Source organism: Paenibacillus sp. S28, from assembly GCF_016624415.1.
Lineage (GTDB): Bacteria > Bacillota > Bacilli > Paenibacillales > Paenibacillaceae > Paenibacillus_AQ > Paenibacillus_AQ favisporus.
The window spans coordinates 47,011-59,424 of record NZ_JACVTM010000002.1 but is presented as its reverse complement, the minus strand read 5'-3'; the positions used below and the strand labels follow the sequence as shown (position 1 = coordinate 59,424).

General features: G+C 56.3%; 14 protein-coding genes. All 14 read right to left on the bottom strand.

The window, feature by feature from the left end:
• Positions 1–20: 20 nt before the first annotated feature.
• Positions 21–584 (bottom strand): GNAT family N-acetyltransferase, encoded by a 564-nt coding sequence (locus tag IAE55_RS04690; protein ID WP_145157774.1) that lies wholly within the window; start codon positions 582–584, stop codon positions 21–23.
• A gap of 141 nt (positions 585–725) precedes the next feature.
• Positions 726–1,049, bottom strand: coding sequence for a DUF6092 family protein (locus tag IAE55_RS04685; protein WP_234489320.1), 324 nt, complete (start codon positions 1,047–1,049; stop codon positions 726–728).
• Positions 1,030–1,551, bottom strand: coding sequence for a nitroreductase family protein (locus IAE55_RS04680; protein ID WP_200631228.1), 522 nt, complete (start codon positions 1,549–1,551; stop codon positions 1,030–1,032). The genes IAE55_RS04685 and IAE55_RS04680 overlap by 20 nt, the downstream gene beginning before the upstream one ends.
• Positions 1,552–1,570: 19 nt before the next feature.
• Positions 1,571–2,431 carry an NADPH-dependent oxidoreductase gene (locus IAE55_RS04675; RefSeq protein WP_200631221.1) on the bottom strand — a complete coding sequence of 287 codons (861 nt, stop codon included), beginning with the start codon at positions 2,429–2,431 and terminating at the stop codon, positions 1,571–1,573.
• A gap of 47 nt (positions 2,432–2,478) precedes the next feature.
• Positions 2,479–3,429, bottom strand: coding sequence for an aminopeptidase (locus tag IAE55_RS04670; protein WP_145157766.1), 951 nt, complete (start codon positions 3,427–3,429; stop codon positions 2,479–2,481).
• Between the two features lie 44 nt (positions 3,430–3,473).
• The gene (locus IAE55_RS04665) at positions 3,474–4,145 is read right to left on the bottom strand and encodes an AroM family protein (protein WP_200631220.1); all 672 of its coding nucleotides are present in this window, start codon (positions 4,143–4,145) and stop codon (positions 3,474–3,476) included.
• Positions 4,146–4,308: 163 nt separating this feature from the next.
• The gene (locus IAE55_RS04660; protein WP_200631219.1) at positions 4,309–5,244 is read right to left on the bottom strand and encodes a DUF1177 domain-containing protein; all 936 of its coding nucleotides are present in this window, start codon (positions 5,242–5,244) and stop codon (positions 4,309–4,311) included.
• Positions 5,245–5,316: 72 nt separating this feature from the next.
• On the bottom strand, positions 5,317–6,375 hold the full coding sequence (locus IAE55_RS04655) for a DUF917 domain-containing protein (protein WP_200631218.1): 1,059 nt from the start codon (positions 6,373–6,375) through the stop codon (positions 5,317–5,319).
• Between the two features lie 12 nt (positions 6,376–6,387).
• Positions 6,388–7,998: an OPT/YSL family transporter gene (locus IAE55_RS04650; RefSeq protein ID WP_200631217.1), complete on the bottom strand. Its 1,611-nt coding sequence runs from the start codon at positions 7,996–7,998 to the stop codon at positions 6,388–6,390.
• A 155-nt stretch (positions 7,999–8,153) separates the two neighbouring features.
• Positions 8,154–8,804 carry an aspartate/glutamate racemase family protein gene (locus tag IAE55_RS04645; RefSeq protein ID WP_145157751.1) on the bottom strand — a complete coding sequence of 217 codons (651 nt, stop codon included), beginning with the start codon at positions 8,802–8,804 and terminating at the stop codon, positions 8,154–8,156.
• A gap of 149 nt (positions 8,805–8,953) precedes the next feature.
• Positions 8,954–10,492, bottom strand: a complete 1,539-nt coding sequence (locus tag IAE55_RS04640; protein WP_200631216.1) for a PucR family transcriptional regulator — start codon at positions 10,490–10,492, stop codon at positions 8,954–8,956.
• A gap of 380 nt (positions 10,493–10,872) precedes the next feature.
• Positions 10,873–11,064, bottom strand: coding sequence for a hypothetical protein (locus tag IAE55_RS04635; protein ID WP_200631215.1), 192 nt, complete (start codon positions 11,062–11,064; stop codon positions 10,873–10,875).
• A gap of 49 nt (positions 11,065–11,113) precedes the next feature.
• Complete coding sequence (locus IAE55_RS04630; RefSeq protein ID WP_076177008.1) at positions 11,114–11,428, bottom strand: CD3324 family protein; 315 nt, start codon at positions 11,426–11,428, stop codon at positions 11,114–11,116.
• Between the two features lie 357 nt (positions 11,429–11,785).
• Positions 11,786–12,379, bottom strand: a complete 594-nt coding sequence (locus IAE55_RS04625) for a TetR/AcrR family transcriptional regulator (RefSeq protein WP_260986804.1) — start codon at positions 12,377–12,379, stop codon at positions 11,786–11,788.
• Positions 12,380–12,414 lie beyond the last annotated feature (35 nt).

Below are 12,414 nucleotides of genomic sequence, written 5' to 3'. Positions count from 1 at the left end.
CGGGCGAACAGGCGGTGCGCTCATGACTTGCTCGGACGGCGGTAGGCCTTTTCGTGAAAGCGCAGGATCGACTGAAACAGCTCCTCGCCGCCGTCATGCGATTCGACGGGATGCTCGGGATCAAGGCTGAGGTACATCGCCCGGTACGTTTCAGGTACCCAAATGTACGAATGCACGTACGCCGCCTGTGTAAAACCGGCCTTTTTCCAAAAGGCGATTCTGCCGGCGTTTTCTTCCGACGGATCGGCTTCCGCTTCAATCACGATACCTCTATAACCCCTGCTGCCGGCCCATTCACGCAAATCCCGGAGGCAGGCAAGTCCGACACCTGATCCCCTGGAACTTCCCCGTACCGCAATATAATCGATGACCAGCAGGTTTTCCTTGGCATCCGTCCCCGTCAGGGCCATGGCCGCTGCGGCTTGGCCTTCGCTCCAGACGTGCAGTGCACACAGTCCCCTTTCAAACATGCGCATGATGATCGCTTTCGTTTTCCGCCCATGCTCCGGAAAAGCCTCCTCATAAACCGGCTCCGCCTGCTGCCACATCGCTTCGTCCCAATGTTCCGTCACCTGATGCTGCATCGTTCGTTGTTCTCCTTCTTTGTAGAAAATGGATGGTCATGCCTTTATTATAATGGCCCGCATGACGAAAAACACCGCAGAGCCGGCCAGCCGGACTGCGGTGTAATAATAACAACGGCTCTCGTTCGTTGCGGCGAGCTGCTAAGCTTTGGGCTTCCCCTCCAGCGTCGCTTGGACCAGCACGGCGATCGCCCGGTCCAAGGCTTCGGCAAAGCCATCAGGGTCCGTCATCGCCACCGGCCGGGATTCGCGGACAGCAGCCATGGCTTGCTCCACCGTCTCGTCCCGGAACCCGGCGGATTGCAGCAGCTCCAGCCCCTTCTCCAGCGTATCTGCGAGCCGCATCGGCCCGTAGGACTGGGGCTCGCGGTAGAGGGCGCGGGCGCTGGTCAGCACATAGGCCGCAAAATCCAGCATTCGCTCCCGCATATCCCCTGCACCCAGGCTAGTTTCCGTAGCGTTCAAATGAAATCATCTCCTTCGGCGGCTTGGACGTTTTCGGACGCGGCGGCTTGTCGGCGTAGCCGAGGCTGATCAGCAGCTCGGGCTTCACTTCCTCCGGCAAACCGGTGATGGCCGCAATGGACGGTGCGTGGAACGACCGGACCGGACAGCTGGACGCGCCGAGCGATTGAGCAGTGAGCATGATCGCGGAAGCGGCGACCCCCAAATTAATGAACCGCAGCATGTCGGCACTGTCTGCTCCGCCCCGTGCCAGCGACTCCTGATGGTTGCTGCAGAGAACGACCACCGCCGCCGGCTGCCCCGACAGTCCCTGCGCAAACCGCTTGATATGCCGGATCCGCACTTCGTCCTGAACGATGACAAAATGTGATTCCTGCGCATTGCTCGCCGACGGGCTGTGAAGAATGGCTTCCTCGATCGCCTCCACGATATGCGGCTCAAGCCGCTGGCCAGTAAAAGAACGCGCGCTGCGCCTTGCCTTGATGGTTTCCAGTACATCCATGGTGTTATCCCCCTCTCGCCTAACGCAAGGAAAATCCTCTCCGCATCAAAACTTCCCGTAAATTCTCTCTCAAGCTTGACGATGCCGCGATCGTCTCCGGTCGCGTGCAGCGTCTGGCCGTGTGCTCACACCAGCCATAATCCGATCCTTCCTTCTCCGGCTCGCCGGCAATCGAGACCCGGCGGCCGTCATACGAACGGCGTGATATCATTTGCTCATCGTACGCCTCCAGCCCTTCGTCCAATGCGGCGGCCGAATATCGTTCTTCATGAACCGTAACGCTCATCGGCAGGCGGGGCTTCACCCCTCTGCGTACCCCTTCACGCTCCCGGCCGACCGCCAGGCCGACCACGGCAAACATTCCCTCGGGAAGGCCGAGCTCAAGCGCCAGCTCCTCCGGATGGTTGCGGACGGACCCGACCGGGACGGCGCCATAACCGAGCGCTTCGGCAGCGACCAGGGCGTTCTGCATCGCCAGTGCGGCATCGACGGAAGACAGCAGGAACATTTCAAGCGTGTCCGCCTTAAAGTCGTAGCCCTGCCGCTGCGTCACATATTTCAGCCGATGGATGTCCGCGCAGAAAATCAGCATCACCGGCGCTTCCTGAATAAACCCCTGGTGGCCCGACAGTGCCGAAATTCGCGATTTCCGGTCCGCGTCCCGGATAACGATGATGCTGTAAGCCTGGAGGTTGGAGGAAGTAGGTGCGCTTCTGGCGGACGTCAGGATCGCTTCAAGCACGGCCGGCGGCACCTCCTCCGGCGTAAAGCCCCGGACGGACTCATGGCTGGTCAGAACCTGGATCGTTCCGTTCAGGTGCGTTTCGTCCGGCACGCTACCCTCCAGCTCAAAGCGGTTTCGTATCATGTTCCGTCCCATGTCTCTCCCCCTCAAGCAGTAGGCATTCCACTAGAACATCATAGGGTTCAGGCGTTCAATTCCCCATTCTTCATGATTTGACGGCCGTCCAGATACACATCCGGCTTACCGACGACGCAATCGATATGCACGCCTGCGGCGACGACGCCGCCGAACGTGTTGTTGCTGCCGAAGGCCACGTGGATGGTGCCGTACACCTTCTCGTCTTCCAGCACGACACCGGTGATCCGGGCCTTCTCGTTCGTGCCGATGCCGAACTCGCCAAGCAGACGGCCGTCCCCGTCGCCGAGCATCTGCAGCAGCTTCTCTCCCTCCGGTCCGCCTTCGGCCGCGGTCAGGCGTCCCTTTTCCACGGTCAGCACGATCGGGCCCGACAGCTTGCCGATGCCGGCAATGGAGCCGTCAACGACGATTTGACCTTCGGCCGTTCCTTCGACTGGAGCGATATAGGCTTCACCCGAAGGCAGGTTTCCGGATTGTCCCGGCTCCAGGTACATGCCCGTGCTGGGCACCCCGTCCCGCCCCTGGATGGAAAACTCCAGCGAACGGCCGTCCTTCTCGATGCGCACCGTTTGGGCGCCTGTCAGCATATCCGTCACTTTTTCGGTCAGCGCTTTGACCTGCGTATAATCGGCGGCAATGGCTCCTTCCAGGAACATGTCCTCGGTGATGCCCGGCATGGTAGCCAGACGCGCTCCGGCGGCTGCCGCCTGCTTGCGGGCCTGCGTATGCGTCAGCGAGTGCTTCGTAATGCACACCACGACCTGCGCTTTGGTCATTGCGGCCGCGATCGCCTCAGGCGGCTCCTCTCCCGACTTCGCGCGCTCCTTCATGACAGCCAGCATCGACTCGGCTCCGAGGCGTTTTCCGGCTTCATGCAGCGCTTCGGCCAGCTCCTTTCGGCTCTCATCGGTAACGACCAGAAAAGTCTCTCCGGATTTCAAGCCAAGGCAATCGGCCAACGTGTTCATACTAATTTCAACGATCTTTTCATTCATTGCGAAACAGCTTCCTTCCATATAAAAAATAGGGCTCGACCGGCTCAAATCATTTCCGATACGATTTTAGCCATAATAGCATTCGACAGAATGACCGGCAAGCCGGAGGCTTTGGCCACGATGCGGCGCGCTTCCTCCGTATATCCCATGCAGTCCAGCAGGATCAGATCCGTCTGGTCCTTCAGCGTGCGTGCGGCCGCTTCGAAATTCCCTTCCTCAACAATGTACGGCGAAGCAACGGCAAACACCGGATGCAGTCCATGAAGCTCAAACTTCGAGTTCATGCTGTCCTTCTGCTCCTCCAGCGGAACGATGACGCCCAATCGTCTTGGGCCGACCATCGCTTTCACCGCCGGGGGAATGATATGATCCGGCTCGATCAAATAGGAAGATTGGGTGGCGAGTCCCGGAAATACGCCTGTGCACAGCAGCAAAATCTGCCGGATGCCCTGCTCTTCCATGGCATAAATTTTCTGCTGAAGGAGCGGCTGCATCTTGCTTCTTCCCATGACGACCGACTGCCCTGTCGTTAACCGCGAGGTGAGCGTATGGTCCCCTTCCTCCGGCTTCAGCTTTGCGTCGATTTCTTCCTTGGTCATTCCGTCCAGCACGCCGGCCTGAACGATGTCCACCCGGCTTGGCAAATGCTCCTCCAGAATCGGCGTAACGTCCTTCCGCGGCGCCTGCCCGATCGTAATTACCCCCAGTTTCGTCATACCGCTGATCCTCCTTCACCATGATCGATATCGAATGAGGCTTCCCCATTCCACATTGTCCGTGATCCCCTGGTTACGTCATGATTGAATCGTCCCCAAACGGGGATCTCCCTGCTGAAAAAGGGAAGACAGCCGTTTGGCCTCTTCCCTCTTCCGTGCTGACTCAGGCATTCCCCGCCGTCTGCAGCACCTTCATCGAACCGTACAGCTTGACGATCCGGTCATATTCATCCGGATTATAAAACGCGCAGGTTCCGTTCGTGACCTCTTTGGCGACTTCCACCGCAAAGCGGACCGCGGCGGCGATGTCGATCTCGTGGCTCGCCCCCGTGCCGCATCCCGGCACGACCGACTGGGCCGTTACGGCTACCCCGACGACCGGTGCCGAGGTGGCCACGGCAGGCTGCAGGATCGAGTTAATGTGGTACAGGTCGTTGCCGTAAGGTGTAATGTCCTGCATCGTGATCGGGAACGTCACCGGCAGCAGTCCCGTCGTCATTTCCATAATGCGCAGCAGGTCCTCGCTCACCCGCAAAATGTAACCTTCCTTGACGGTCGGCGAAATGGCGAAGCCTTTATGGTTGATGACCCGGTTGCCCTTCGTCGTGTCGATCGAGAGGACCGCGTCCATTTCCGGCAGCACCTCGTGGGCGTTCATCGCACCGATATCAACCGGCGAATCCATAAAATCTACCGGCTCATGCGGACGGGTCGGGGCGTCGGGACAAATATGCGTCGTCACGATAACGTCGCCTTTGAGGCGGTCTCCCTTGACCTGCATATCCGCGAGCTTAAGCGCGGAAGCAACCGCCGCTACTGCTCCGTCAGCGTCGGAGACGAGCCCGATCCGGCTTGGACGGGCGCCGATGCCACCAAGGCGTCCAACGATGCCGAGGGTCGGAACAGAACCGCCCTTGGACTTGCCCTCGGTTCCCGGAATGACGATTTTAATAAAATCGGTGCTTCCCTTTTCGCCGGTTACTTTTTGTACGTGGGCGGAAATCTCCGCATAGTCGACGAACAGCGCTTTGACCTTCTCTCCAGTTACATAGCCATCATCCATCGCGTCCAGCGAAATCATCGTTTGCTTGAGTGTCATATGACCGATACCTCCATCTTCTGTCTGTTGTGCGGGTGTTCTCTCTGTACTTTTCGAACCATCCGTAACGATTTAGAACAAATAATTCAGAACCGGTTTCTTGATAATGTCTTCCACCGGCAGCATCAGCTTCTTGTTGCGCATCGTGGTGCTGAGGAGCAGCTTCTCCTTCGGCACGACGATCACGGCGAGCTGCTGTCCCTTCTCCAAAGCGGCGGTCACGACGGGTCTGGCCGTCTTGGCGTCCAGGGTCATGATCAGGTCCGGGAATGTCGCGAAGCGTTCCCCGTCCTTTTCCAGCGTCATGTATTCATTCCAGAACGTCATTTCGAACCCGTCGATCTGCACGGTCCCGACATCGAATCCGCCGGTCGTCTCGATCTGGAAATCCGTCACTTCTCCAGCCGCTACGATCCGGCCGCCGAGCTTGGCGACAACCGCTTCGATAGCTGCTTCGCCCTTGGCGCCGAGCAGCGCCCGGCCGACTTCGATCGCCTGTGAGATGGCTCCCGGAGCGCCGTTTTGCTTCGCATAGGCTGCGGTCACCGGATTTCTCGCCACCGCGACCAGGCCGCCCGCTTCAACCGAAGCCTTGCGGACCATCGACGCCGCTTTGCCGAGGGAGCCGGAGATGCTGAACTCCAGGTAGTTGTCACCTTTACCGCCGATGGCCGTTTGGTGGGACACGTAATCTTCCACCTCCGTTAGATTCAGGGCGCCCATCGTGCCTGTCGGATGCGCTCTGCCGTTGCAGGCGAAGTCGACCAGCGGAATACCGGTAATGACTGACTGCAGCCATCCGTTGACCGTTGTGCCGGCCCCGTTCTCGTTGGTGTGAATGGCCGAGATCGGCTTGCCGAGCAAGCCGGCCAGCATGTCCAGCGCTTTGGAGTAGTGAATGGGCTTCAGATACTTATCCTTTGCCCCTGGTGCACCGACCAGCGATACGGTTACGAGCGTGTCGTTATCGGCGAATTCGTCGATGGTGCGCAGTTCCGGCTGTCCCAGCTCGAGCGCGAGCCGGCCGATTTGCAGGCCTTCCTCGATCCAGCCGCCACCGCCGCCGCCCAGGACCGCGCCGCCATAAACGGCGCTCTCCATCATGTTTTCATCCAAAGGTATACGTGCCATTGGTGTATGCACCTACTTTCTGATTTTGAATATCGAGTTAAAGAAGCTGTACAGCGCATCCCCTGCGATAAATCCGGCCGCCAGGATACTCATTGGTGTCTCGGCTTCCTTGCCTTTCACTTTCAGGACGACAATCCGGATCAAGAGACCCGCCAGGACCGCCCAGCAGGCGTTCGGCGTCGCAATGAGGAGGCCTGTCGCGAACATGACGCCGATCTGGCGCTTGGCACCGCCGATGAGCTGCAGAATGGCGCCCGGAATGGCCCACAGCAGCAGCTTCATCGCCACGTCGCCCGAGGTTCCCGCTTGAATCGTCGATACGTAAACCGTATCGATCGGCGGAACGAGCTTTTGCGAGAAGTACGAGTTATACGTCAGGGCAACAACGATCACGGCTACGCCGAAGGCGATCATGCCTGTCATGTACTGCTGCTTTCTGCCCCGCTTTTCAAATTCGGGGTCCTCCCCGTTGCCGCGCAGAATGTAGCCAGTCTTCAGGTCGTATCCCATGTCCGCAAACGCCGGGCCCGTAGCGGCACTGAACCCGGCCAAAAGGGCCAGCGCCACCGGCGGAAAGCCGATCAGCATGCCGAACAAAAGCGTAATGAACGCGACGGCAAAGGCAGGGAACCAGCCGGAATGCATGGCCGCGATGCCGACGATAATTTCGTGTACAAACGCGGCAAAGGCCGCAAAGAACAGGAAGCCGATCAGCATGCCGAGGGACATTTTCGTCATCAGGCCGCCGATGATGGCGATAATAAGTGCGATGATCAGGTAAGCGACAAAGCCCAGTCCCAGGGAGCGTCTCGCTTCACCCTCCGTACGGGTATACTTCGAATCGTCAGCTTCCCGTTCCGATTTTTTCGGCCGCTTGAAAATCAGAATCGCGGCTTGAACGAGGGCGACGATCCCTGCGCCGATCATGACGCCATGGGCGATATAGAGAGCCTCCACGTTAATGTTGAACCACAGAATGGAATACTGCCGGATCAGAAGGCCGATGCCGAACATGCTGAGCGCCCAGATGTTGCCGATAAAGGCGACGCCGAAGGCCGACATCGATATGTGGAAATAGGAACCGATGAGTCCGAGTACCGTACCGACGCCGAGCAGTCCGGCGCGCTTGCCGCCCTTATCGCCGGCTATGATCGATTCGGCTGTCGCTACGCCCGGAGCCCATGTCCCTGACGCGGGGAACAGCTTCGAGTCGAACAGCTTGTACAGCAGCGCCGCATCCACGAACATGGCCATCGCTGCGCCGATCAGCATCGGTACGATCAGCTTCGTCTCCCCCATCACGAACGGAATGCCGATCGGAATAAACAAACTGTTGGCCGCCCCGAACGTGGCCGAGGATATCGAAGTCTGCACCATATTTTGCCGGTGTACCGACTTGTATTTTTTAAAGACCGCAATCGGAATCCTCGCGATCAGCATCGCCACGAGCGCTCCGATAATAGCCGTATTCGGCGTAACACCAAGCGTGGTAACGATTTGTATCCCGACGATGGCACCCAGGATGGCGGTAACGATGTTGAGTATCAAGCCAAAGGGCTCAAAAATGCTGGGGTGCTTCTCTTTGCCGCCTGCTTGTTCTGCTTCGTGTTTTACTTCGCTCATGATAACGCCTCCAATATATATGAATTTCACTTGGCACTTTAACTCTCATTTCTTTAGTTCAATCTATATTGCAGGCCGCATTTGAAGGACCGTATGAGAAGGGAGATTCCACCGCCTCGCATCAGGGTAATACAGTACTGGCAAATCCGAGCAGATCAGGAAGCGGAAATAATCTGCTTATAATAGTTGGCGGCCATCAGGCCTTCCGCTTCGACGATATCAACGACGGGAACCTGCAGCTCTTTCCGGATCACATCGGCAAAATGAATAGTAGAGAAACCGGTACAAGCGAATACAATCGCTTTTGCACCCTTCTCCACCAGGGACCGTGCTCCTTCAAGCGCTTTCTGCCGTCCCGCTTCCGTCAGCAGATCCGTCGTGTTGGTCACGCCTTCAGGCCGGGAGTATCCTACGATCAGCTCATCCAGCAATACTTTCATGACCGGCGGGATCCCTTCGGTGATCCCCATTAATCCGATGGGCTCGCCTAGCGAGAGAGCGACCAAAGCAGCCGAGCTTCCGGCCCCGATGACGGGGATCGACACGCGGCTACGCAATTCCCGGACGCCCGGATCGGCGGCGCAGCTGACAATCAGCAGGCGGCAGCCTTCCTGCTCCATCTGGATGCCCAGCTCTACGATTTTTGGAAGGGCTGCTTCCTCCGACGCATCATCGTAAATGCCCAGCGGTTGATCAGGTATGCTTCTGCTCATGACAGGGACTTCAAATTGCTCTTGAATCATGTTTCCATGCGCTTGCAGCACTTCATTATCTTTCGCCGTAAATACACGAATTAATCCTATCAAGTCGATCACCCCTTCATTCCTTTAAACTATTGATGTTAAAATATATTACATTAGATTTTATGCCTTTCACCCCGATGGAACAATGTACTCATCCCCCAAAACTGAAAGCGACCCTTTGTGCTCATGGCACAAAGGGTCGCTTTGATCCGCTAATGATTTAATAAATAAAATGTCGTACATAAGTACAATTCGAAACGGCACCTTGGATTGTTCAAATCCAGATCAAGAATCGATTTAATCCGGTCCATCCGGTAATTTACCGAATTGCGGTGAATAAACATTCGCAACGACGTTTCGTTCAGGCTGCCGCCTGTCGCCATATAATGATATAGCGTCCTGACGTAATTTGTGCCGTGGGTCCTGTCATGTTCAGCGAGCACGCCTACCTTTTCCTCAACGAACCGGTTCAGGCGGGCAGGGTCGGTCGATTCCTGCAGCAGGTGAATCATCTCCACTTCCGTGTAAGTGAACATCCGGCGCTCCTGGTTCAGCCGGTATCCGATTGACACCGCCGTTCGGGCTTCGCCATAGCTTCGGTGCGCCTCGACCAGGGAGCCCGGACGGCCGATGCCCATCCGCACTCCTTCCCAAGAGCTCAGCTGCCCGGAAAGGGCATCGCACCATGGAAGCGTCACATCCTTGTCCACGATCCGGCGGTCCTGTCCCGCAGGCTTGGCGGAGGGCAGAAACAATACGATCCTTCCCCCATGGATTTGGAGCTGGGACCGGACTTTCCGCGCGGCGGACTCCTTGCGAATGAACGCCTGAATATTGGTGACGACAGAGCTGTCCTCATTGTAAAAGGGCTCATCTGCCTCTACGACAGCCACTTCCCACAGCCATTCGGGTGAAAGACCGAGCTGCCGCCCCCTGGAGGCCGTCACCCGCTCATCGGACACCGTGTTCAAAATCAGCTCCTCGAAAAACGTGCCCCGCAGCCGGTTTTCCGTGTCCTTGGCGATTTTGTTCCTCATCAGCTCAAGCGAGAAAACGAGCCTTGCCTGCTCAATCAGCATGAGATCCAGCTCATTCAGCTCCCGCTTCTCCACCACGAATTTACCCAGCATTTTGTTGTCGACGCTAACCTCCCACTGGTGATGCTTCCCCGAAGACCGGTAAGGGTACCCTTCCGGCGACGACGCCAGCACCTCTCCGGCCTTACCGATGATCCATATCGGCGAATCAATTAACTCCGAGACGTTGTCAGCGACGACCTGAATGCCTTTATTGTTCAATACCAGCCGGGTCAGCGCCTTATTGACCTCTTCGGCCCGCCTCAGCAGCACGGCCTGCCGGTTTAAAATTTGATCCATAACATGATATGTTATGTCAATGTAAGCCATCCCGATAGGAAGCTGAATGATCGGAATATCGTATTGGTTGCTTTTATCGATCATTTCCTGCGGGATATGGGGAATAAAGCGTTCCGGCTTAATGGCCACCCCCGCCCCGTTCACTTTGGCGAGCTGTTCGATCATTTCGACCAGCAGCGACGGGTCGTTCCGGGTCGAATAGCCTGTCGTCAGCACCATCTCGCCTTCCCGCAGCCAATTTCCGATATCGGGAACCTCCCAAATATCTATATATTGTACGATACGGTCAAGGCCGCGTTCCCCGCTGATCAGCTGCGCATGTTCCATCACCGGCAGCTTCAGCATCTCCCTGACCGTCAAACCTTTCGGACTCATTGCATCACCTCGCGGTTCACGGATATCTGGGTGCAGCATGTCCTTTTGCTTTCGTAACCGCTTGAATATGCCCCCTCTTCATTGTACCTTACTGCTTAGCCCCGATGCTATTGCTTTGTAACCACAGCCAAAAGAAGGAAAGAGCCGGACTCCCGGGCATAAGAAAAACGTCTATCGACGTACTTTCAAAGAAGACAGACCGCGTTTTGCTGAAGTTTTTCTTGCGATTATAGAATGGTTCAGCTTCGCTGAAATTTATAAATTCTATAATCTTAAACAGCAAAAAACCGTTCAGCATCCGAACGGTTTCTTTAGAAACGGCCCGCCTGCTGAGCCATTTCGAGCATATGAAAAAGAGGGTTTAACGCTGCGCGCACTCTTTACTGTTGCCGCATTTTGGAGCGGAACAAACGCGAGAGCATACCTGGCCATGGACTGATCCATCCGACATGCACCTGTACCGTGCTTTCCACAGGTTTTTCCGTTGCACGCAGCAACCGGCTCCTTCGTCTGTGCAGATCCGCGTATTTGTATTCCATCAATTTCTCTTGTACATAGTGGTGTTCCATCATATATTTCTCCTCCGATCTATTTTACGCATAGATGGGGAGGTGTTATAGCCTACTGGCGTGCCGACACTTTTTGTTTCGAGGCATCCGCGGCGTGTTCCGACCGTTTCTTAAAAATCACCTTACGGATGCTCTCCTGAGACAGGTGGAAAGCCTGTTTCAAGTATTCGATTGAATGACCTTGGCAATGAAGAGCAAAGATCTCCTCGTTTCTGCGTTCGATCATTTGCCGTGTCCCGCTGTTTACACCCCATCCGACGCGTTCGTTGCTTCTCTTCGGGATGTAAATCAGCTCGCCCTCAATATGTTTCTGAAGTTCCTTCAGCAAACTAGGGGGAAGCACATCCCTCCCGTTTTTGTAATTCACGATAAACGTCCTCCTTAAACTTCAACAGATGTCCAGTTCCGACGGTTGTTTCAAACCCGCTAAATGCTTGGATCATGCTGTTTTCGCCTCCTTTCGAATTATGTACCCATATATTTTAATAAAACGGTATAAGGGGAGCCGATCGGCCCCCCGATACTGCGGGGCTTCGCTTACGCGAAGACCACCTCGTATTGTGTGATCAAATTGCATCAGCCTCCTTTCATACAGAATCGTCGGCCGTCCGACACCTTTATTAACTCATATTTTGGGAATTCCAGCAAGTGAAAGAACGGATATAAATATTCTTTACCTCTTCAATAAGGATAGGATATTCCTCACCACCGCTTCTGCACCGGGCTACCGGAGGAGAATTCCCATCAGAAGGCCGCTCTCATTCCGCCAATAATCCGGCTGTCCCGGTACCTCCTGCAGCATTAAGCCCGTCAGCGCAGACAGGTAAAGAAACAGCAGCCGGCGGGGGTCTCCTTCGCGAAATTCGCCTGCTTCCTGGCCTTTGACCAGAATCGGGACCAGCTGCTCGATCGTATCCTCCGGCGAATACCGCCCGATCATTTCCTTCGCCCGCTCCGGAACATCGCTCGAGGTTTGGGTCTGGTGGATCAGCAGAAAGGCATCCTTATTGTCACCCTCCAGCATAGCCTCCGTCAGGACGCGGATTTGCTCGGCAGGGCTGCCCGGCATACGCCCCAGCTCCTTCATCGAGTGCTGCGCCTCCTCCATCGCCTCCTGCACGAGTTCGGTAAACAGCTCTTCCTTGGAGCTGAAGTAGCGGTAAGACAGCCCTTGGCTGATTCCTGCTTCGGCGGCAATCATGCTCATTTTCGTTCCGTTGATTCCGTGCCGGGCGAACACCTTGAGCGCCGCCTTCTTGATCTGTTCCCTGCGTTCATCATGAATTTGTTCCAATTGCTGCTCGTTCAGCGGTGCCACGTTGGCGCCCTCCTTTTTATCAGTCATCCCTGCTT

Excerpts from the sequence above, each read along its gene's own strand:
- IAE55_RS04690 (WP_145157774.1), bottom strand. The coding sequence starts at position 584 with ATGCAGCATCAGGTGACGGAACATTGGGACGAAGCGATGTGGCAGCAG.
- IAE55_RS04680 (WP_200631228.1), bottom strand. The coding sequence starts at position 1,551 with ATGGATGTACTGGAAACCATCAAGGCAAGGCGCAGCGCGCGTTCTTTT.
- IAE55_RS04675 (WP_200631221.1), bottom strand. The coding sequence starts at position 2,431 with ATGGGACGGAACATGATACGAAACCGCTTTGAGCTGGAGGGTAGCGTG.
- IAE55_RS04670 (WP_145157766.1), bottom strand. The coding sequence starts at position 3,429 with ATGAATGAAAAGATCGTTGAAATTAGTATGAACACGTTGGCCGATTGC.
- IAE55_RS04665 (WP_200631220.1), bottom strand. The coding sequence starts at position 4,145 with ATGACGAAACTGGGGGTAATTACGATCGGGCAGGCGCCGCGGAAGGAC.
- IAE55_RS04660 (WP_200631219.1), bottom strand. The coding sequence starts at position 5,244 with ATGACACTCAAGCAAACGATGATTTCGCTGGACGCGATGGATGATGGC.
- IAE55_RS04655 (WP_200631218.1), bottom strand. The coding sequence starts at position 6,375 with ATGGCACGTATACCTTTGGATGAAAACATGATGGAGAGCGCCGTTTAT.
- IAE55_RS04650 (WP_200631217.1), bottom strand. The coding sequence starts at position 7,998 with ATGAGCGAAGTAAAACACGAAGCAGAACAAGCAGGCGGCAAAGAGAAG.
- IAE55_RS04640 (WP_200631216.1), bottom strand. The coding sequence starts at position 10,492 with ATGAGTCCGAAAGGTTTGACGGTCAGGGAGATGCTGAAGCTGCCGGTG.
- IAE55_RS04635 (WP_200631215.1), bottom strand. The coding sequence starts at position 11,064 with ATGATGGAACACCACTATGTACAAGAGAAATTGATGGAATACAAATAC.